A 20,185-nucleotide genomic window follows, 5' to 3' on the forward strand; every position below is an offset into this window, starting at 1 on the left:
AACTAAAGCAATTCAACTATGCAATCATGTTTGGGAGGAAGATTATGGGATTTATCAGTAGCGAAGACTTACAGTGGGTCAATGACACATTGAAAAAAATAGAAGAAAAGATGGTTCCTGTTACAGAGAGAAACAGGAATAAGATACCATATACTACAGATGAAAGCGGCAGATTTGATGACAGATCAGATAAAAAAGAAATCTGCTGGTGGACTAATGGCTTCTGGGGCGGAGAAATGTGGCAGCTCTATAAGCTTACAGGTAATGATATGTTTAAAGAAGAGGCGCTTTGGGTAGAAGAAAAGCTTGATGCAGCGTTTCTTAATTATAACGGAATGGACCACGATGCCGGCTTTAGATGGCTTCCAACAGCTGTCATCAATTACAAGTTAAATAAAGGCGAGGAAGCAAAGAACAGAGGCTTACTTGCAGCAGCAAGCCTTGCGGGAAGATTTAACTTAAACGGTAATTTCATCAGGGCATGGAATGACTGGGGTGATGGCAGAGATACTACAGGCTGGGCTATTATCGACTGTATGATGAATCTTCCGCTTTTGTACTGGGCTTCTGATGTGCTTGCAGATCCAAGATTTAAAAAGATTGCCATGGCACATGCGGATACAGCAATGAAAAACTTTATCCGAGAAGACGGCTCAGTAAGACATATCGTTGGCTTTGATCCATTTACCGGAAAGTTCGACAGAGAGTATGGCGGACAGGGATATGGTGAAGGCTCAAGCTGGACAAGAGGACAGAGCTGGGCAGTTTATGGATTTGCCCTTAGTTATATTCATACAGGTGAAAAGAAATATCTTGAAACTGCTATGAAAGTTGCAGATTATGTACTCTCTGAGATGCCTGAGACTTTCCTTGTTCCAATTGACTACAGACAGCCAAAGACGGATGATCTTGAGGATTCTACAGCAGCTGCAATAACAGCAGGTGGATTAATTGAAATCGCAAAGAGTCTTCTGGGCCAGTATGCAAATAATAATAGTGAACGTGCAGAAAAATACCTTGCAGCAGCCGTAAAACTCTTAAAAGCGCTTGATAGCCATAGCTGCGACTACACTTTAGACAGAGATAACCTCCTTACCAGAGGCTCAGTTGATTATCATGGAAATGGTCACCATATGGCCATTATCTATGGTGACTATTATTACATTGAGGCACTTATGAAGCTTAACGAGAGCGCCCTTAATGTATTCTGAACGAATACTATGACAGCTTAACCTGAAAATGTCATAAGCAGTTTATTTTGATGCAATAATATATATTGTCAGAGTATAAGGAGCAGACCATGAAGTTTACACCTACAAAAACAGACTATGAACTTAGCCCATATACAGGCCTTACAAGAGAGAGCTGGATAGAGGCAGCAGAATATCTTTTATCAGGAATATTTGGAAATATCAAAAGCATAGAGGATCCGGTGGTAATGCCAAGGTATGAGACTGAAGTTACCTACCCCTCAAAGGATGCTCCCATGTGGCGCTACAAGGCGGAGATTTTTGAGGGACTTTGCAGATCCTTCTTTATTTCTGCGCCTTTAATCCACATTAGGCCTGACCTTGTATTAAATGGCATAAATGTAAGAGATTATTATAAGAAACAGGTTTTATATGCAGTTACAAAGGGTGAAAAGAACTACGTATTAAACTATTCGGATATGAAAGAGCTGGATAAGAGCGGCAACCCATGTGCATGTTTTCAGCAGACTGTAGAGACAGCAGCGCTTGTTATTTGTCTCTGGCTTTCAAAAGACGAAATCTGGGAGACCTACACAAAGGAAGAAAAAGACAGAATAGCAGCCTTTTTAAGCGACTTTGCTCATTCAAATACAGTGCCTCAGAACTGGCGCCTTTTTAACATGCTTGATCTGGCGTTTCTTAATATGTACGGCTATGAGATTGATGAGGATATCATGCGCGACCATGCCCAGAACATCCTGAATTATTATGTTGGCCAGGGCTGGTACAGAGACGGACAGTCCTTTGACTATTATTCATGTTGGGCTTTCAATATGTATACAGCCATCTGGAATCAGTGGTATGGATATGAAAAAGAGCCATATATAGCCAAAAAGTTTGAAGAAAATTCCAATGAACTCATGAAGACATATCCACTCTTTTTTGACAGAGATGGATTTACAAATATGTGGGGAAGAAGCGGCATCTACAGAAATGCAGCAACAAGTTCATTTGACGGCAATCTCCTTATGAACAATCCCGCTATAGATCCAGGACTTGCAAGAAGGATCTGCTCAGGATCACTTCTGCAGTTCCTTTCAAGAGATGACTTTTTGTGGGAAGGCGTACCAACACTTGGCTTCTATGGCCCATTCGTTCCTCTTGTGCAGTCCTATTCCTGCGCTGAGTCTCCTATGTGGCTTGCAAAGGCTCTTTTGTGCCTGCATCTGCCTGCTGATCATCCATTCTGGACAAGCAAAGAAAATATTGGCCCATGGGAAGACTTAAAAGAAAATGAGACCCTTGTCACAACCCTGGACGGACCAGGACTTTGCATGGCTAACCATGAGGCAAATGGTATTACTGAGCTTAGAACTGGTAAGATGGTAAAAGATAAAACGGACCTTCATGGAATCTGGAACTATGGAAAGCTTGTTTATAACACAAAATTCCCTTGGGACAGTGTCAATAAGGATGGAGTTCAGTCTCAGCAGTATGTTGTGACTTACCTGGATGAAGAGCATCCTGTAGCTATTACGCCTAATGCATGCTTCTGGCATGGGGAGAAGGATGGTGTGCTCTACAGAAGGCACTTCTTTGAGTATGAGACACAGACAGAAACTCATTGGAGAACAGCCATAAATATCGCTGATTTTGCAGTTCCTTATGGAATCATGCGTGCAGACAAGATCCGCATGTTCAGAAGACCGCTCCGTATAACACTTGGAGCTTTTGGATTCCCTGATAATGGAACAGAGGTTATCAAAAAAGAGAAAGATGGATTTAAGGCTGTTATATTAAAGGGCCATGATCATACAGGAAAAGAAAAGCAGTTAGCCTTTACGATTATGGATGGTTGGGATAATATAGACCTGATACACAGTAAGAATACCAACCCTGACAGTGAGAATTCCATTATCCTTTATGCAGATACCAAGAGGGAAAAGCAGTATGGATATGAGCCGTACTTCCTTATTTCTCAGGTGATCACAAAAGAGAGTCTTGAAGACTTTTCAGATGATGATATTTTCCCTGTAAAGTCCATAGAGTACACAGACCCTCAGAAATGCGGAGGATATGGACCTGTCAGAATAAGCCTTAAAAACGGCGATTGCAAAGTCATTGATTTTGAAGGAATAGAAGGTAATCTTCAGCTGTGATCCAAGTAACATCACCTGGAGGACAAAGTGAATAATAACAGCAGTTATAAAATAAGGCTTGCAACCGCTGATGATGCAGAGGCACTTCTTGATATTTACAGGTATTATGTTGAAAAAACAGCTATAACCTATGAGTATGAAGTGCCAACTGTAAGCGAGTTTAAGAGCCGTATAGAAAAAGTTCTTAAGGATTTCCCCTATCTTGTTGTTGAGGAAGTCTCAAACGCAGATGACAGTGAGAATGCAGGAAGTACCAGGATCGTTGGTTATGCCTATGCCAGCAAATTCCACGAGAGGGCAGCTTATCAGTGGTGCGTTGAAATGTCCATTTATCTCGATAAAGACTGCAAGAGAAATGGACTTGGAAGAGCTCTTTATGAGGAGCTTGAGAAGCGCCTTAAGGACATGGGAATCCTCAATCTATACTCATGCATCGGATATCCTGAAAAAGAGGATGAATATTTGACCTATGACAGTGTCAGATTCCACGAAAAAATGGGTTATAAACTTATTGGTCATTTCCATAAATGTGGATTCAAGTTTGGCAAATGGTACGATATGGTCTGGATGGAAAAGATCATCGGAGAACATGGGGATGAACCATGCATCATAAACTCTCAACATTCTTAAAAAGTACATATGGTGAAAAGATATATCGCCTGTCCCTGACTTCGGGCTGCAGTTGCCCAAACAGGGACGGCTCTATCATTATGCCAAATGGTGAGAGGTCTTTTCATGGATGCACATTTTGCTCTGAGGGAGGTTCAGGAGACTTCGCTGTTCCTGTGACCGGCATTGGGGTAAGGCAGTTGAATGAGCAGTTTGAACGAGCCAAGGATAAGGTGCGACAAAAAACCGATGCAAATAAGTTTATTGCTTATTTTCAGTCATTTACCAATACCTATGGAGACGTAAACAGGTTAAAAGAGCTCTACAGCGCAGTCATTAAAAGAGAAGACGTGGTGGCCTTATCCCTCGGAACAAGGCCTGACTGTATAGGAAGAGACGTCCTTGATATGCTAAAAGAGCTGAATCAGATAAAGCCTGTATGGGTAGAACTGGGACTTCAGACAATCCATGAAAAAACTGCCATAAGCATCAACAGAGGTTATGAGCTAAAGGTTTTTGAAGATGCCTATAAGAGGCTTAAAGGAGCCGGGATAGTTGTAATAGTTCATGTAATCTTAGGGCTTTTTGGCGAAACAAAGGAAGATATGCTTGATACGGTCAGATACCTTTCCGGGCTTACACCTGTGCTCGATGGCATAAAGCTTCAAAATCTGCAACTTCTTAAGGGGACACAGCTTTACAGACAGTACCTTGAGATGAGTGAAGCTGAGAGGCCTTCCTTTATGGATATGGAGGAATACACAGACCTTGTTGCAGAGTGCATAGCTCTTTTACCTGAGGAAACTGTGATACATCGAATGACTGGGGATGGCCCCAGAAAGCTCCTTGTGGAGCCACTTTGGAGCCTTGATAAAAAGCGTGTCTTAAACACCCTCACCAGGAAATGCAAGGGAATCCTTGAGTGATCAGCTTTCAGGTTCCACATATATAAATAAATATTTGAAGTAAGTATGTTCTTTTTCCTTGTCATAAAGGTTAATGAGACTTATTACGTATAGATCAGAGCAGGCTTTTAGCCTGTTCTTTTTTATGTAAGAAAGCATTTTCTGGTAGGTCTTTTCAATGTCTTTTGACAGATTGTCCTGATGGCAGCACAGAGCGATGCGGCCCTCTGCAGGAAATGTATCGATGTTATCTGCAGGCAGGAAAGAAAGACTTATTATGTTGTTATAAACGTAATGCTTCTTGACGAGGTCTTCATAAGAGATGGTGACTCCTGTTGGGAAGATAGACAGAGAATCCTTGTCCACAGCTTTTTTCAGGTGAACTGAGATGTCCTCGGCGATATCAGCGGTGTGATGAGCAAAGTCTTTATTCTGAATGGGAGTCTTACTGATGCTGATCTCGGGCATTGTCTGCAAGAACAAAGAGCCCTTTTTGTGCCCTCCGAATTCTCCAAGTATCCACATTCCAAGGTGCAGCGCACTTATCTTTTTATTTATTCTGTAAAGCTCCCTCTGCATTTCAAGAATCTTGGAGTTAGTCAGTCTCTCGATTGCTTCCCTGGAGGAGTTGTGGATAAGGTCTCTGATCTCGGGAATGCTGCAGCCCGCCTGGCGCATGGTGCTTATAAAAAAGAAAGAGCTTATCTGAGATGCGGAATAGTAGTGATAGCCGTTGCTCTCATCTACTCTGGGCATGAGAATGTCCTGTTCATAGTAGTGTCTTAAAGTATCCCTTGTCGTACCACATAGTTTTGCAAACTGGCTGACAGTGAGTGAATATTCCTGTTGGTCGTTTTTGTAATCGTAAAAAGTTGTCATAAAAACCCTCGAAAAAACTTAAAAAAATCTATTGACTTGGGGGTAACACCCAAGATTATTGTAACAAAGAATTGATAATAAATAAACATGGAACATTCAAAAGGAGACAAAAATGAAAGACGTTAAAGGAACAATCATTCGTATAATCGCAGAGTATCTTGATAAGGAGGAAAGTGAAATCTCATCCTCATCAACATTTACAGAGATCGGACTTGATTCTCTGGACATCATGGAGCTTGTTATGCAGATGCAGGAAGAGCTTGATTGCAAGATTGAGCTTTCACAGGAGATCACAACAATCGATAAGCTGGTTGAGCTCATTGAGAAGCAGTAATGATCTGGAGAGGAACGATAAATGAGTGCAAATCCGATTTGTGAAATGCTTGGGATCAAATATCCGGTTTTTCAGGGAGGAATGGCCTGGATCGCTGACGCGAATCTTGCAGCTGCAGTATCAAACGCAGGAGGACTTGGTATCATCGCAGCGATGAATTCCAATGGGGAGCAGCTTAGGGAGCAGATAAGGAAGGCAAAAGAGCTGACAGATAAGCCCTTTGGTGTGAATCTGATGCTCATGAGTCCATATATTGAAGAGGCTGTTGAGGTTGTCTGCCAGGAAAAAATCGCAGTTGTGACAACAGGCGCAGGAAACCCTGCAAAGTACATGGAGCAGTTAAAAAATGCAGGAGTAAAGGTAATCTGCGTGGTTGCAAGCGTCGCTCTTGCAGTAATGGCCCAGAGAATGGGCGCCAGCGCAGTGGTGGCTGAGGGCTGTGAGTCAGGTGGACATGTTGGAGATACCACGACGATGGCACTTGTGCCACAGGTTGTTGATGCGGTGAATATCCCTGTTATCGCTGCCGGAGGAATTGCGGATGGAAGAGGCATGGCAGCAGCTTTTATGCTGGGGGCCAAGGCCATTCAGATGGGAACAAGATTCCTTACTGCAAAAGAGTGCGGTGTTCATCCAAATTATAAGGAGAAAGTCTTAAAGGCAAAGGACAGAGACACGATTGTCACAGGTAAAAGCCTTGGGCACCCGGTAAGAGCTCTGAAAAACAGAATGACAAGGGACTTTCAGGCAAAAGAAAATGACCCACTATCTACACCGGATGAACTGGAAAAAATGGGAGCAGGGGCACTTAGACGCGCTGCCATAGATGGAGACGTTAAGACGGGATCATGTATGTGCGGACAGATTGCAGGGCTCGTTAACTCTGAGGGGACATGTGAAGAGATCATTACAGGTATCTGCAGAGATGCTAAGGCTCTCTTGGAAAAGAAATGTGAGGAACTTTGATGGGAAAGATAGCTTTTTTATTCGCCGGTCAGGGAAGTCAGTATCCCGGAATGACAAAGGATTTATTTGAGAATATACCTGAAGTTCACAACTTCTTTGGAGTTGCCGAGGCAATCCGCCCCGGTACGCTTACTCAGATGTTTACAGGGGATGCTGAAACGTTAAAAAGAACAGAAAATGCCCAGCCATGCCTTTTTTTAGCTGATATGGCGGGGGCTATATCTCTATTGCAGAATGGAGTAAGTCCGGATGCTGTTGCAGGCTTTTCTCTTGGGGAAGTGGCAGCTCTTGCAGCTTCTGATGTACTAAGTTTCCAGGAAGCCTTTAAGCTTGTGTGCCAGAGAGGAAAATACATGCAGAAGTCCGCTGAAGCTGTGGAAGGTGGCATGGTAGCTGTGCTTAGGATGGACAAAGCTCTTTTGCAAAAAATGTGCAAAGAGTATGAGGTTTATCCTGTAAATTACAACTGCCCGGGGCAGGTAGTAGTATCGGGTGAAAAAGAGAAAATAGATGCCTTCAAGGAAAAACTTGGGGAGCAAAAGGTAAGATTTATAGAGCTTCCTGTTGGAGGACCCTTTCACACGCCTTATATGGAGAGTGCAGCAAAAGAGCTAAAGCATGAGCTAAAGGAAGGAAAGGTCTATAAACTTAAAAAACCCCATATTCCTCTTTATGCAAATAAAACAGCAAAGCCCTACCCGGAGGAAGAAAAAGATATGATAGACACCATATCAGGTCAGGTCTGCAGCAGCGTTAAGTGGGAGGAAACTCTCAAAAACATGGCGGATAGCGGAGTTGATACATTTATAGAGTGCGGTCCCGGAAAGACACTTTCGGGATTTGTGAAAAGAACTGTTGAGGGAGCCAGGGTTTATTCAGTAAATGATATGGATTCACTTCATGAAGTATTAAGGGAGCTTAAAAAGGATGCTTAAAGGAAAGAAAGCAGTAGTAACAGGAGGAAGCAGGGGAATTGGCAGGGCAATTGCTTTGAGATTCGCTCAAAATGGGGCAGATCTTGCGATCATTGCAACAAGAGAGAGCGAAGCAGCCCTTGAAACAATAAAAGAGCTTACTTCTTATGGAATTACGGCAAGGCTCTATGTTTGCGACATTAAGGATGCAGACCAGGTTGACAGCGTAGCAAAGGAGATAATAGCTGACTTTGGCACTATCGATATCCTTGTAAATAACGCAGGAATAACAAGGGATAACCTTCTTGCAAACTTTAAGACTATGGATATTGACAGTGTTATAGATGTGAATCTAAAGGGATGTATATATGTCACTAAAGCCTTTATCAGAAACTTTGTGATGCATAAAAAAGGAAGCATTATAAATATCAGTTCAGTTGTGGGACTTATGGGGAATAAAGGCCAGACCAACTATGCTGCATCAAAGGCTGGAATTGTTGGATTTACAAAGGCCGTTGCCAGGGAGTACGGAAGAAAAAATATAAGGTGCAACGCCATAGCACCAGGATATATAACCACTGAGATGACTGCGATGCTAAGCGATGCGCAGACAGAGGAAATGAAGAAGATGATCCCACTTGGGAAGCTTGGAAATCCCGAGGATGTGGCTGACCTTGCGCTTTTTTTGGGAAGCGAAGGGTCAAAGTACATAACCGGAGAAGTCATCAAAGTGGATGGAGGAATGTATGTGTAGAGTAGTTGTAACGGGAATGGGAGTTATTAGTCCAGTAGGAAATGATCTGGACACTTTTTGGGATAATCTCAAAAACGGTGTATGCGGAATAGGAAAGATAAAAAGATTTGATGCATCAGGCCTTAAGGTAAGCCTTGATGCGGAGGTCAAGAATTTTAACCCAAAAGAATATTATGACAGCATGCAGGAGATCAGAAAGTCAGATCTTTTCATGCAGTATGCTATGGCAGCAGCAAAGCAGGCTGTAACCCAGAGCAGGATACTTGAGGACGGGATTGATAGTGAACGTTTTGGAGTGTATATAGGATCGGGAATTGGGGGTATCAATTCTACGATCAGAGAGCAGGATAAGTTAAGAGAAAAAGGTCCTGACATGGTATCACCTTTCTTTGTGCCAATGATGATCAGCAACATGGCAGCAGGAGCTATATCAATAAAATTCGGCGCAAAGGGGCCAACACTTCCTGTTGTTACTGCCTGTGCTACTTCAACTAACACCATAGGAGAGGCCTACAGGGCAATCAAGCACGGATATGCAGATGCCATAATCACAGGAGGTAGCGAAGCTTCCATAAATGAGCTTGCAATGGCAGGTTTTATCAACTGTCAGGCCCTGAATCTTGCAGAAAATCCTGATGAGGGAAGTCTTCCTTTTGACAAGCGAAGGGGCGGTTTTGTTATGGGAGAAGGAGCGGGGATCCTTATCCTCGAGGAGTATAAGCACGCCAAGGCAAGAGGAGCCAATATTCTTGCTGAGGTTATCGGCTATGGAAATACTGCGGATGCCTACCACATCACAGCGCCGGACCCGGAAGGGAGCGGAGCCATAAGGGCCATCAAGAGCGTTGTTGACGAGGGGAAAATTGATGAAAGCAGCGAGATATACATCAATGCCCACGGCACAGGTACTCATTTAAACGATGCCATGGAGACCAAGGCCATCAAGGCTGTTTTTGGCAAAAGAGCTTACGACATCCATGTAAGTTCCACCAAATCCATGACCGGGCACATGATGGGAGCCACAGGTGCGGTTGAAGCCATTGCTTCTGTTCTTGCACTTAAGGATGGCATAATTCCGCCGACCATAAACTACAAGGAAAAAGATGAGGAATGTGACCTTGACTATACAGCAAATAAGGCCGTTTGTGCAGATATTGAATATGCAATCAGCACGTCCCTTGGATTTGGCGGACATAATGCATGTATAGCATTTAAACGTTACGAGGCGTGAGTATGACTAATTCTTTAAAAGATTATGAGGATATGTTTGCAAGGCTGTCTTTATCAGAACTTGAGGTTCATGAGAAAGATTTTTTTCTAAAGTTGAAAAGAGATTTAAAGTCATCTGAAATTGTGGAAAAAGAGCCTGTGGCAAATAAAAATGAAGTAAAAAATGAACCTGAAGCAGGTGAAGCTAAAGCTGTCAGCGGCTTTGAGGTTAAGGCCCCTCTCCTTGGTGTTTTTAATGGAAGTGTTGGAGATAAAAAGGCACTCAAAAAGGGAGACAGGGTTTCAAAGGGCGATGTTCTGTGCACTTTGGAGGCAATGAAAATGCTCAATGAGGTAAAGTCTCCGGTTGACGGAACTATGGCTAAGGTTTTGGCAAATGAAGGTGACCTTGTTGAGTATGACCAGGTCCTGTTTGTCATAGAGTAAGGTGATTTTATGAACAGAGAAGAAATAAAAAAGATACTTCCCCACAGGGAGCCGATGCTGCTTGTGGATGAGGCGTATCTCAATGAAGATGGTACGGCAACAGGATTTTATAAGGTAAGGGGAGATGAGTTCTTTTTACAGGGGCATTTCCCTGGGAATCCAATAGTGCCGGGAGTTATTCAGTGTGAGATGATGGCCCAGTCCGCCTGCATCATGTTTGAAGAAAAGATGAAGGGGAAAGATGCAACTCCTGTGTACACAGGCCTTGATAAGGTGCGGTTCAGGGGAATGATAAAGCCTGGAGATACCATAAGGATCGATACAAAGCTTATCAGAGATGCGCATCCTATGTATCTGCTTCATGGAGAACTCACAGTGGATGGAAAAAAGTGTATGAGCGGTGATTTTTCTTTTGCCATATTGGTGGAAAAGGGAGGTAACTGACATGTTTTCTAAGATTCTTATTGCCAACAGGGGCGAGGTGGCAGTTCGGGTCATCAGAGCCTGCAAAGAAATGGGAATAGAGACGGTTGCTGTTTATTCCAAGGCGGACCGGGATGCGCTTCATGTGGAAATGGCAGATGAAGCCTACTGCATTGGCGGAGCGCTGGTGAAAGACAGCTATCTTAACATGGACGTTATCCTGACTGTGGCAGAAAAGACCGGGGCAGAGGCTATTCACCCGGGTTATGGAATGCTATCAGAAAACCCTGAGTTTGCCAAAAAGTGCAGCGAGAACGGAATTGTTCTGATCAGCCCCGGTGAAGAAGTTATGCGTAATATGGGACAAAAGGAGATTGCAAGGGAAATTGCAAAGAGTGCAGATGTTCCTGTGACTCCGGGGAGCGATATCCTCACTGACAGTGGAGACGCTCTCAAATGGGCAAAAGAGATAGGATATCCGGTTATCCTTAAGGCAAGAGCCGGTGGCGGTGGCAAAGGCATAAGAGTTGTCAGGGAGGAAAAAGAAATTCTTTCTGCTTTTGAGCAGGTGAAAAAAGAAGCCCAAAGCTCTTTTGCCGATGACGGCGTGTTTATGGAAAAGTATCTTGAAAATGTAAAACATGTTGAGGTTCAGATAATTGCAGATAAAAAGGGAAAAGTCCTGATCCTTGGGGACAGGGACTGTTCAGTTCAGAGAAAGAATCAGAAACTTATCGAAGAGTGCCCGGCTCCGGTTCTTTCAGAGGAGCTGCGTATTAAGATGCACGAGGCCGCAAGAAGGCTTGCTGTGAAGGTGGGCTATGTGACTGTGGGGACAGTGGAATTTCTGGTAAAAGATGATAAGTTCTACTTCATGGAGATGAACACAAGGCTTCAGGTTGAACACTCTGTGACAGAGATGGTGTGCGGCATTGACATCGTTGAGTGGCAGATAAGAACAGCAGCGGGAGTTGAGCTTCCTTTTAAGCAGGAGGAGATAGGAAGTAACAGGCATGCGATCGAGTGCAGGATATGCGCAGAAAGCTCAAAGGATTTTAAGCCTTCCACCGGAAAGGTAGAGCTTTTGCATATTCCGGGAGGAGTGGATGTAAGGTTTGATTCAGCTCTTTATCAGAGCTGCACTGTAAGTCCTTTTTACGATTCAATGCTGGGTAAGCTTATTGTCTGCTCAGATACCAGGGATGGAGCTATCAGAAAGATGAAGAGTGCTCTGTCAGAGTTTGTGCTTCTGGGGGTTGATAATAACAGGGATATGCATATGAAATTCATGGAAAACGGCAGATTTGTAGTTGGAAACTATGATACAGGGATCTGTCAGAAAGTGTTATAAGATATGGAGCTTAAAAGCTTATTTTTGAAAGTTAATAATGAGCTTGAAAATACAGATAACAGGCCAAGGAGCAGGAAAATCACCTGCAAGAAATGTCAAAATCAGGTGTCTGTTTCAAAGATCAGGAAAAACTATTTTATATGCCCTGAGTGTGGACACTATTTTCCTGTGAGAGCCCGCAGAAGGATCCTTATGCTCACAGATAAAAGAAGCTTTGTTGAGATGGACAGGGATATGGAATCCAGGAATATCCTATCTTTCCCTGAGTATGAGGATAAGCTCATTGCAGCAAAGGAAAAGAGCCGTGAAAAAGAGGCTGTGATCTGCGGAGAGGCAGCTATCGGCGGCAGCAGGGTCTGCATCTTCGCCATGGATGGAAATTTTATGATGGGGTCCATGGGAGCAGTTGTAGGTGAAAAGATCACAAGGCTCTTTGAATATGCAACAAGGCGTGGCCTTCCGGTTATTGGAGTCACTGTTTCGGGAGGAGCAAGGATGCAGGAGGGCATGGTTTCTCTAATGCAGATGTCAAAGGTTTCTGCCGCAGTAAAAAGACATGACAAGGCTGGGAACCTTTATATAGTTCTTTTGACTAATCCCACCACAGGGGGCGTAGATGCCTCTTTTGCAATGCTTGGAGACATAACACTTGCAGAACCGGGAGCAAGAGTGGGATTTGCAGGGCCGAGGGTTATTGAAAAAACTCTTAACCAAAAGCTGCCGGATGGCTTTCAAAAGGCAGAAAGGGTTCTGGAGTGCGGTTTTATCGACGAGATAGTGCCAAGACAGGAGCAGAAGGAATATCTTGAGAGAATCTTAAAGCTCCACGGATTTTAAGGCATAGAGGGAACAAACAAATGGAAGATTACGAGATTGTTAAGGGCGCCAGATCTGAGGGACGCCTGACTGCAAGCGACTACATAAAAGCTTTGGTAAAAGACTTTGTGGAATTTCACGGAGACAGGCTTTTTGGAGATGACAGGGCGATAATAGCAGGGATTGGCAGGATTGATGGAATTCCGGTTACAGTAGTAGGAATTGAAAAGGGGAAAGATACCAAAGAGCGTATTGAACATAACTTCGGCAGCGCCATGCCCGAAGGGTACAGGAAAGCTCTAAGACTGATGAAGCAGGCAGAGAAGTTTAAAAGGCCCGTTGTCTGTTTTGTCGATACAGCCGGTGCCTATTGCGGCATTGACGCAGAGGAAAGGGGCCAGGGAAGGGCAATCGCCCAAAGTCTTTTTGAAATGTCTGATCTTAAAACCCCCATATTATCAATTGTTATAGGAGAAGGCGGAAGCGGCGGAGCACTTGCTCTTAGCCATGCTGACAGGATCTGGATAATGGAGGATGCCTATTTTAGTGTGGTTTCTCCTGAAAGCTGCGCCAACATATTGTGGAAAACTACGGAAAAAGCAGATGCAGCAGCCAAAGCTCTTGGACTTACAGCTGGGAGGCTCTATGAACTTGGGCTTGTGGACAGGGTGTGCAGCAGTGAAAAAACAGACGATCTTTTAAAAGAAATTGCTGGAGAAATAAGGAAACTTAAGCAATTACCTGTAGAAGACCTTGTTGATGAGCGCTATGAAAAGTTTAGGAAAGTGGGTTACTAGGGGAAATACCATGATCTATGAGGATTACTATAAAGAAATAAAAGATGACAGTGGAAAAATCACTGATATTGAGCTTACATATGGCGATGATTTCAATTTTGCCTATGATGTTATGGACAGGTTTGCCAAAGAAGTGCCAGACCAGCTGGCTCTTTTACACAAGACTGCAGATGGCAGGAAAACGCGGTTTTCGTTTAGAGATATGCAGGTGCTCTCAAATAAGGCTGCAAATGGGCTGAGAAGTCTCGGCATCGGGAAAGGTGACAGCGTTTTGCTGCTTCTTAAAAGACGATATGAGTTCTGGATAAGCATCCTGGCTCTTCACAAGCTTGGGGCAGTTGCTGTGCCTACATCACATATGGTTTCTGCTGAGGATATCAGGGAGAGAGTGCGTCTTTCAGGGGCAAAGGCTGTAATATGCGTAAATGCTGATGATATCTGCAGCAAAGTAGAAAGTGCAATAGCAGGTCTTTTGACATGCCAGATCGTTGTGGGGGATACTTACAAGGATAAAAAGGGCTTTGATCAGATGCTTGAAAGTGGAGAAAGCTCTTTTGACAGGGTGACAACGAAGGTTACTGATCCTATGCTTTACTATTTCACATCCGGAACAAATGGGGCGCCGAAGGCAGTTATTCATGACTTTTCCTATCCATTGGCCCATATTTTTACAGCCAAAAACTGGCATGGGGTCAGAGAAAAGGGGCTTCATCTTACTGTGGCGGATTCCGGCTGGGCCAAGACTGCCTGGGGAAAACTCTACGGTCAGTGGTTTATGGGAGCGGCCATCATGGTCTACGACTATGAACAGTTCTATGCGGGAGATATGCTAAGACTTCTTGAAGAAGAGAAAGTTAACACGTTTTGTGCGCCGCCTACCATATATAAGTACCTTGTTCTGGAAGATTTAAAAAAGTACAATCTTGAGAATCTGCATTATGTCACAACTGCAGGTGAATCCATGCCAAAAGAGGTATCAAAGAAATTTACCGAGATGACAGGGCTTACGGTTAGAGAGGGATTTGGCCAGACTGAGACAGCTCTTTTGACCTGTACTACTGTGGATGGGCAGCAGGTTCCTGGCAGCATAGGGCTTGCATCACCTCTTTATCATATTGAGCTTGTGGATGATAACAACAATCCTGTACCTGATGGCACAGAGGGTGAGATTGTCATAGTACCAAAGGATGGAAAGAGGCCTGTGGGAGTTTTGGCAGGATATTTATGTGGAGAAGATGAGTACAAAGAGGTATGGGACGGCGGAGTATATCATACCAGGGACATGGCTATTAGGGACAAGGAAGGGCACTTTTTCTTTGTAGGAAGAAATGATGATGTAATAAAATCTAGCGGCTACAGGATAGGCCCTTCAGAAGTAGAGGATATACTGATGCATCACCCGGCAGTATTTGAGTGCGCAGTCACAGGTTATCCCTCCAAAACAAGAGGGGCACTTGTAAAGGCCAGCATTGTTCTTAATAAAGGCTATGAACCGGACAACAGGCTTGCCGTGGAGCTTCAGGACTTCGTAAAGAAGAATACCGCAATCTACAAATACCCACGACTTATAAAGTTTGAAGAGAGCCTTCCACATAATGCCAACGGAAAGATATTAAGGTCAGTGATACGAAAAAGAGATTATAATAGATAGGTTATTAGCACTCTGATTAGATGAGTGCTAATTTTTTATTGACTTTTGTATTGGGCGGACTTAAACTAGTTTTTGGTGGGATTTTTACCTGCTAAATATTTTTATAAGGAGTGAGAATTATGGCTTCAAAAAAAGGTAATCTTTCTATTAACAGCGAAAACATGTTTCCAATAATTAAGAAATGGCTTTATTCGGATCATGATATTTTTTACAGAGAAGTAATTTCAAATGCATGCGATGCTATCACAAAGATCCGCAAGATGGATATGATGGGAGAGTACACTCTTCCTGATGGATTTAAGCCTCGTGTAGATGTTGTACTTAACGATAAGGAAAAGACTATCAAGATCACTGATAATGGTATTGGTATGACTGCTGAAGAGGTTGAGGAATATATCAACCAGGTAGCTTTTTCAGGTGCTACTGACTTCCTTAACAAGTACAAGGATAAGGCTAATGCAGACCAGATCATCGGTCACTTTGGACTTGGTTTCTATTCGACATTTATGGTATCTGATTCAGTAGATATCGATACACTTTCTTATAAGTCTGATGCAGCTTCAGTTCACTGGACATGTGATGGCGGTTCAGATTTTGAGATGTCAGATGGTGACAAAAAAGAGGTAGGAACAACAATCACTCTTCACCTTTCTGAGGACTGCCTTGAGTTCTGTAACGAGTACAAGGCCAGAGAAGTAATCGAGAAATACTGCTCATTCATGCCTTATGAAATCTATCTTTCAAAGGAAAATGAAGAGGGAACTGAGACAATCAAAGAATCAGAAAAACTGGATTCTGATGTGGTTATAGAAGTCGTTGAGCCTGAAAAGAAAGATGAGACCAAGGCAGATGGCGAAAATAAGGATGAGAAAAAGGAAGAGGAGAAGAAGCTTAAGATAAAGAGAAGACCACAGCTTCTTAATGATACACATCCTCTTTGGGCTAAGACACCTAAGGATTGTACAGATGAGGAGTATAAGGAATTCTATAGAAAGGTATTCCGTGATTACAAGGAGCCTTTATTCTGGATCCACCTCAACATGGATTATCCATTTAACTTAAAGGGTATCCTTTACTTCCCTAAGATCAACATGGAGTTTGAATCAATTGAGGGAACAATAAAGCTTTACAACAACCAGGTATTTATAGCTGATAACATCAAGGAAGTTATTCCTGAGTACTTAATGCTCCTTAAGGGTGTTATTGACTGTCCTGACCTTCCTCTTAACGTTTCTAGAAGTGCTCTTCAGAACGATGGATTTGTTAAGAAGATTTCTGAGTACATTTCAAAGAAGGTTGCGGAGAAGCTTGCAGGTCTTTGCAAGACAGATAAAGAGAATTATGACAAGTACTGGGATGACATCAGCCCATTCATTAAATACGGATGCCTTCGTGATGACAAGTTCTGCGAGAAGATGACAGATTACATCCTCTTTAAGAACCTCGATGGCAAGTATCTTACAACACCTGAAGCTCTTCAGATCAATAAAGAGGCTGAAGAGGCAGCAGCTAAGGAAGATGCTGTTGATGAGAACGGCAATAAGGTTGAGGCAGAAGTTATCGATGAGAAGAAGGATTCTTCTACTGAAGAAAAGAAGGAAGAAGAGTCTAAGGAACCTCGTACAATCTACTATGTAACTGATGAACAGCAGCAGAGCCAGTACATTAAGATGTTCAAGGCTCAGAAGATGGAAGCTTTCATCATGAACCACAACATCGATGTTCCTTTCATGCAGCAGCTTGAGGCTAAGAATGAAGGTATCAAGTTTGCAAGAATCGATGCAGACCTTACAGATACATTTAAGTCCAAGACATCCAAGAAGGCAGCAGCTGAACTTGAAGAGAAGGAAAAAGAGCTTTCAGAGAAGATCAAAAAGGCTCTTAAGAATGACAAACTTACAATCAAGCTTGAAAAGCTCAAAGATAAGAAGATGTCTTCTATGCTTACAGTATCAGAAGAATCAAGACGTATGGCAGAGATGATGAAGATGTATGCCATGAACGGAATGAGCATGGGTGACTTTGGTAACGAAGGCCAGACACTTATCCTCAACGCAAATCATCCTCTTGTTCAGTACGTAATGGAACACGAAGACGGTGAGAACACAAACATGATCTGTGAGCAGCTCTACGATCTTGCACGCATTCAGAACGCACCACTTGAAGGCGAAGCAATGACCAAGTTCATCTCCCGCAGCAATGAGATCATGATGGTTCTTGCAAAATAATTAAACGGACGCAGCCGAGCTGAAAGTGCAGGTATAGCTCTGTTCACTCTGATATTTTTCAATGTGATAAATTGGACATAAAACACCCACAAAAGACTTGTTTCATACTTATTCAGAACACAAGTCTTTTGTGGGTTTATTTATATCCATTTATCATCATTTCAAAATAAATCGCTCACATCACTATGCCTGCACTTTCAGTTCGTCTGCTGTTCTTGCAAAAATACTAGTCTTTATATGTATAGTAGACCATAAATCCAAAGTTATGGGCACTTTCGGATTTAATGCCACTCGCAAGAAAGTATGTATTTTTGCGAGGGGTTACATGCTTGTGTAGCCGCCGTCAACTGGAAGGGCGATTCCTGAAACGTAGCTGGAGGCTGGAGAAGCAAGGAAAACTGCTGCTGTATCAAGCTCACCTTCAACACCGTATCTCTCCATAGGAATAGCTGTCTTTGCATACTCCTTGAAGTAATCGGAATCAAGAGTTTCTTTTGTAAGAGGAGTGTAGAAATAACCTGGGCAGATGGAATTTACTGTGATGCCGTGCTTGCCCCATTCACCTGCAAGGGCTCTTGTGAGGTTAACTACACCACCTTTTGCTGCGTGGTATGGAGATGAAGGAGCAATCTTGTTTCCAACAAGTCCGTACATAGAAGCGATGTTGATGATCCTTCCGTATTTTGCAGGAATCATTGCCTTTTTAGCAACTGCTCTTGCAACTTTGAAAGTTCCAAAAAGATCAATGTTAAGCTCATTGCTGAACTGATCATCTGTGATATCCTCTGCAGGAGCGACTGCACCTGTTCCGGCGTTGTTGATAAGAATATCTATTTTTCCAAAATGAGCAAGAGCCTCATCTATAGCCTTATCAACCATATCAGTATCTGTAATGTCACATCTTATAGCGAGAGTGTCAACTCCGTATGTATCGTGGATTTCTTTTGCAACCTGATCGATCATCTCCTGACGTCTTGCGAGAGCGATGATTGAAGCGCCCTGGCTTGCAAGAGCTTTAGCCATCTGTACACCAAGTCCTGTTGAGCAGCCTGTCACAAGTGCAACTCTTCCTGTTAAATCAAACATATTATTCATAAATATCACATCCTTTCTGGTAAAATATTTTGTATTTGCGAATTAGATTGTATACAATCTATCACATAATTAAATTGCATGCAATATATATTTTTAAATTGTTTTATTTTTTTTTAATTATTGTGGTACACAAAATGGTGTAGCATTATATATGAATTTAAATTTCGTTTATGAGGAGGAAAACATGAAAAAAAGATTCGTAACTTCTATCATGGCTATTTCTATGGCCATTTCTATGGCTGCATGTGGATCAGGTGCAGCAGAAGCACCAACAACCGAAACAAGTGAAGCAGTTGAAAATGTAGCAGAGGCAGCTTCTTCTGAGAGTACTAAAGAAACAGAAATCGCAAATCCATGGCGTGAGTGTACTGAAGATGAAGCATATGCTGTAGCTCCAAATCTCTTTTCTGCACCTGAAGGAGCAACAAATATAGTATGGCGAATGATGGAAGCGGAAAAAAAGGAGAATGAGTATACATGGCCTCTTGTAGAGCTTGACTTTGATCTTGATGGCAATTCTTTTGTTGCAAGAGAACAGCTCATTGCTTCAGATGAGCCTACGGATATTTCAGGCCTGTATTATAACTGGACAGTGGAAGATGATATTACTCTTGCTAACTGGGGCGGTGGAAATATGACAGGAAAAGCTTACCGCTACATTGGCGATGATAAATATGTTGATCTTATCACCTGGTTTGATATAGAAACAGGGGCAGATTATTCTCTTACTGTAGAGGCTGCTGACCTTGACGGATTTGATCTTCAGGCAATAGCAGAGGCTATGTATGATGAGAGTAAGCAGGTTGGCGCCAATATGCCGGATGATGAATATGTTCCTACTGACATCACAGGATGTGATACTTTTACACAGATTGTAGATAAGCTTGAAAAAGGAAGCGGCTATGCAAATGCAACTATCGATGGAGTAGATGTTTTACTTGTGACAAAATACACATTTAATAACAGCCCTGATGGTGGTGTATTCAATGCAGCTATCGATTCAGAAGTATATCGCTACAATGAAGCTGGTGTTCCAGAGTACCTTGGTCTTGTAGAAGCAGGCGGCACAGCTTATCCTCTTGCAATTTATGATGGAAAGCTTTACGCAGGTTCAAATCATTGGATCAAAAAATATACTATTGCAAGTGGAAGTATTCTCTGCATTGACGAAGAAGCATATGTAGAATATGACGGAAACGGCAATGGTACATATTACCATCACTCAGATCTTCGAGAGCTTGATGGAGATGAAAATGCAGTAGTACCTGATGACTCAGCAATGAAAGCTATGTACGCTGACCTTGAAAAAGCTGAAGTTATTGAATACAGCGTTGTACAGTAATGAGATTGCTTGGTTTAATGAGGAAACTGCTAAAAAAGCGTACTCTTGTGTTACAGCGGTAGTTTTATAATTAGAATTGATTTTATTACGAATGCTTACGCCGGTGGCGTAAGCAT

Annotated in this window: 19 protein-coding genes; 17 read left to right on the top strand and 2 right to left on the bottom strand. The window is 42.7% G+C overall.

The annotated features are described in order from the left end of the window. The first annotated feature begins 44 nt into the window (after window positions 1–44). From C4S54_RS13530 to C4S54_RS13545, 4 genes are all read left to right on the top strand, one after another. Window positions 45–1,211, top strand: coding sequence for a glycoside hydrolase family 88 protein (locus C4S54_RS13530; RefSeq protein ID WP_103869991.1), 1,167 nt, complete (start codon window positions 45–47; stop codon window positions 1,209–1,211). Between the two features lie 89 nt (window positions 1,212–1,300). Then, window positions 1,301–3,349 (top strand): DUF2264 domain-containing protein, encoded by a 2,049-nt coding sequence (locus C4S54_RS13535; RefSeq protein WP_103869992.1) that lies wholly within the window; start codon window positions 1,301–1,303, stop codon window positions 3,347–3,349. Window positions 3,350–3,376: 27 nt separating this feature from the next. Further along, on the top strand, window positions 3,377–3,979 hold the full coding sequence (locus tag C4S54_RS13540; RefSeq protein ID WP_103870049.1) for a GNAT family N-acetyltransferase: 603 nt from the start codon (window positions 3,377–3,379) through the stop codon (window positions 3,977–3,979). Further along, on the top strand, window positions 3,952–4,884 hold the full coding sequence (locus C4S54_RS13545; protein ID WP_103869993.1) for a TIGR01212 family radical SAM protein: 933 nt from the start codon (window positions 3,952–3,954) through the stop codon (window positions 4,882–4,884). Before C4S54_RS13540 ends, C4S54_RS13545 begins: the two co-directional genes overlap by 28 nt. Here C4S54_RS13545 and C4S54_RS13550 read toward each other — a convergent pair whose 3' ends face one another. After that, window positions 4,885–5,742, bottom strand: a complete 858-nt coding sequence (locus C4S54_RS13550) for a MerR family transcriptional regulator (protein WP_103869994.1) — start codon at window positions 5,740–5,742, stop codon at window positions 4,885–4,887. Between the two features lie 112 nt (window positions 5,743–5,854). On the opposite strand from C4S54_RS13550, the gene C4S54_RS13555 reads away from it, so the two are divergent. From C4S54_RS13555 to htpG, 12 genes are all read left to right on the top strand, one after another. After that, window positions 5,855–6,076, top strand: coding sequence for an acyl carrier protein (locus C4S54_RS13555; RefSeq protein ID WP_103869995.1), 222 nt, complete (start codon window positions 5,855–5,857; stop codon window positions 6,074–6,076). A gap of 21 nt (window positions 6,077–6,097) precedes the next feature. Beyond that, entirely contained in the window at window positions 6,098–7,042 is a 945-nt protein-coding gene (gene fabK, locus C4S54_RS13560) for an enoyl-[acyl-carrier-protein] reductase FabK (protein WP_103869996.1), read from the top strand. Next, window positions 7,042–7,977, top strand: coding sequence for an ACP S-malonyltransferase (locus tag C4S54_RS13565; RefSeq protein WP_103869997.1), 936 nt, complete (start codon window positions 7,042–7,044; stop codon window positions 7,975–7,977). Before fabK ends, C4S54_RS13565 begins: the two co-directional genes overlap by 1 nt. Further along, the gene (fabG, locus tag C4S54_RS13570) at window positions 7,970–8,710 is read left to right on the top strand and encodes a 3-oxoacyl-[acyl-carrier-protein] reductase (RefSeq protein WP_103869998.1); all 741 of its coding nucleotides are present in this window, start codon (window positions 7,970–7,972) and stop codon (window positions 8,708–8,710) included. The genes C4S54_RS13565 and fabG overlap by 8 nt, the downstream gene beginning before the upstream one ends. Further along, window positions 8,703–9,941 (top strand): beta-ketoacyl-ACP synthase II, encoded by a 1,239-nt coding sequence (gene fabF, locus C4S54_RS13575; protein WP_200821078.1) that lies wholly within the window; start codon window positions 8,703–8,705, stop codon window positions 9,939–9,941. The genes fabG and fabF overlap by 8 nt, the downstream gene beginning before the upstream one ends. A 2-nt stretch (window positions 9,942–9,943) precedes the next feature. Continuing rightward, complete coding sequence (locus C4S54_RS13580) at window positions 9,944–10,366, top strand: acetyl-CoA carboxylase biotin carboxyl carrier protein (RefSeq protein ID WP_103870000.1); 423 nt, start codon at window positions 9,944–9,946, stop codon at window positions 10,364–10,366. A gap of 9 nt (window positions 10,367–10,375) precedes the next feature. Continuing rightward, window positions 10,376–10,810, top strand: coding sequence for a 3-hydroxyacyl-ACP dehydratase FabZ (gene fabZ, locus C4S54_RS13585; protein WP_103870001.1), 435 nt, complete (start codon window positions 10,376–10,378; stop codon window positions 10,808–10,810). 1 nt (window position 10,811) lies between these two features. Next, window positions 10,812–12,140 carry an acetyl-CoA carboxylase biotin carboxylase subunit gene (locus C4S54_RS13590; protein WP_103870002.1) on the top strand — a complete coding sequence of 443 codons (1,329 nt, stop codon included), beginning with the start codon at window positions 10,812–10,814 and terminating at the stop codon, window positions 12,138–12,140. A gap of 24 nt (window positions 12,141–12,164) precedes the next feature. After that, window positions 12,165–12,977 carry an acetyl-CoA carboxylase carboxyltransferase subunit beta gene (locus C4S54_RS13595; RefSeq protein WP_242973826.1) on the top strand — a complete coding sequence of 271 codons (813 nt, stop codon included), beginning with the start codon at window positions 12,165–12,167 and terminating at the stop codon, window positions 12,975–12,977. Between the two features lie 20 nt (window positions 12,978–12,997). Continuing rightward, complete coding sequence (gene accA, locus C4S54_RS13600) at window positions 12,998–13,753, top strand: acetyl-CoA carboxylase carboxyl transferase subunit alpha (RefSeq protein WP_103870004.1); 756 nt, start codon at window positions 12,998–13,000, stop codon at window positions 13,751–13,753. Next, a complete protein-coding gene (locus C4S54_RS13605; RefSeq protein ID WP_160110772.1) occupies window positions 13,725–15,404 on the top strand; it encodes an AMP-binding protein in 1,680 nt (559 codons plus the stop codon). The genes accA and C4S54_RS13605 overlap by 29 nt, the downstream gene beginning before the upstream one ends. 119 nt (window positions 15,405–15,523) lie before the next feature. Then, window positions 15,524–17,632 carry a molecular chaperone HtpG gene (htpG, locus tag C4S54_RS13610; protein WP_103870006.1) on the top strand — a complete coding sequence of 703 codons (2,109 nt, stop codon included), beginning with the start codon at window positions 15,524–15,526 and terminating at the stop codon, window positions 17,630–17,632. Between the two features lie 321 nt (window positions 17,633–17,953). On the opposite strand, the gene C4S54_RS13615 is transcribed toward htpG, so the two are convergent. Continuing rightward, window positions 17,954–18,727 carry an SDR family oxidoreductase gene (locus tag C4S54_RS13615; protein ID WP_022775365.1) on the bottom strand — a complete coding sequence of 258 codons (774 nt, stop codon included), beginning with the start codon at window positions 18,725–18,727 and terminating at the stop codon, window positions 17,954–17,956. A 184-nt stretch (window positions 18,728–18,911) separates the two neighbouring features. On the opposite strand from C4S54_RS13615, the gene C4S54_RS13620 reads away from it, so the two are divergent. After that, the gene (locus tag C4S54_RS13620) at window positions 18,912–20,069 is read left to right on the top strand and encodes a hypothetical protein (protein ID WP_103870007.1); all 1,158 of its coding nucleotides are present in this window, start codon (window positions 18,912–18,914) and stop codon (window positions 20,067–20,069) included. The last annotated feature ends 116 nt before the right edge of the window (window positions 20,070–20,185 follow it).

The sequence above is a fragment of the Butyrivibrio sp. Su6 genome, from assembly GCF_900108105.1.
Lineage (GTDB): Bacteria > Bacillota > Clostridia > Lachnospirales > Lachnospiraceae > Butyrivibrio.

Excerpts from the sequence above, each read along its gene's own strand:
- C4S54_RS13530 (WP_103869991.1), top strand. The coding sequence starts at position 45 with ATGGGATTTATCAGTAGCGAAGACTTACAGTGGGTCAATGACACATTG.
- C4S54_RS13535 (WP_103869992.1), top strand. The coding sequence starts at position 1,301 with ATGAAGTTTACACCTACAAAAACAGACTATGAACTTAGCCCATATACA.
- C4S54_RS13545 (WP_103869993.1), top strand. The coding sequence starts at position 3,952 with ATGCATCATAAACTCTCAACATTCTTAAAAAGTACATATGGTGAAAAG.
- C4S54_RS13550 (WP_103869994.1), bottom strand. The coding sequence starts at position 5,742 with ATGACAACTTTTTACGATTACAAAAACGACCAACAGGAATATTCACTC.
- C4S54_RS13555 (WP_103869995.1), top strand. The coding sequence starts at position 5,855 with ATGAAAGACGTTAAAGGAACAATCATTCGTATAATCGCAGAGTATCTT.
- fabK (WP_103869996.1), top strand. The coding sequence starts at position 6,098 with ATGAGTGCAAATCCGATTTGTGAAATGCTTGGGATCAAATATCCGGTT.
- C4S54_RS13565 (WP_103869997.1), top strand. The coding sequence starts at position 7,042 with ATGGGAAAGATAGCTTTTTTATTCGCCGGTCAGGGAAGTCAGTATCCC.
- fabG (WP_103869998.1), top strand. The coding sequence starts at position 7,970 with ATGCTTAAAGGAAAGAAAGCAGTAGTAACAGGAGGAAGCAGGGGAATT.
- fabF (WP_200821078.1), top strand. The coding sequence starts at position 8,703 with ATGTGTAGAGTAGTTGTAACGGGAATGGGAGTTATTAGTCCAGTAGGA.
- C4S54_RS13580 (WP_103870000.1), top strand. The coding sequence starts at position 9,944 with ATGACTAATTCTTTAAAAGATTATGAGGATATGTTTGCAAGGCTGTCT.
- fabZ (WP_103870001.1), top strand. The coding sequence starts at position 10,376 with ATGAACAGAGAAGAAATAAAAAAGATACTTCCCCACAGGGAGCCGATG.
- C4S54_RS13590 (WP_103870002.1), top strand. The coding sequence starts at position 10,812 with ATGTTTTCTAAGATTCTTATTGCCAACAGGGGCGAGGTGGCAGTTCGG.
- accA (WP_103870004.1), top strand. The coding sequence starts at position 12,998 with ATGGAAGATTACGAGATTGTTAAGGGCGCCAGATCTGAGGGACGCCTG.
- C4S54_RS13605 (WP_160110772.1), top strand. The coding sequence starts at position 13,725 with ATGAAAAGTTTAGGAAAGTGGGTTACTAGGGGAAATACCATGATCTAT.
- htpG (WP_103870006.1), top strand. The coding sequence starts at position 15,524 with ATGGCTTCAAAAAAAGGTAATCTTTCTATTAACAGCGAAAACATGTTT.
- C4S54_RS13615 (WP_022775365.1), bottom strand. The coding sequence starts at position 18,727 with ATGAATAATATGTTTGATTTAACAGGAAGAGTTGCACTTGTGACAGGC.
- C4S54_RS13620 (WP_103870007.1), top strand. The coding sequence starts at position 18,912 with ATGAAAAAAAGATTCGTAACTTCTATCATGGCTATTTCTATGGCCATT.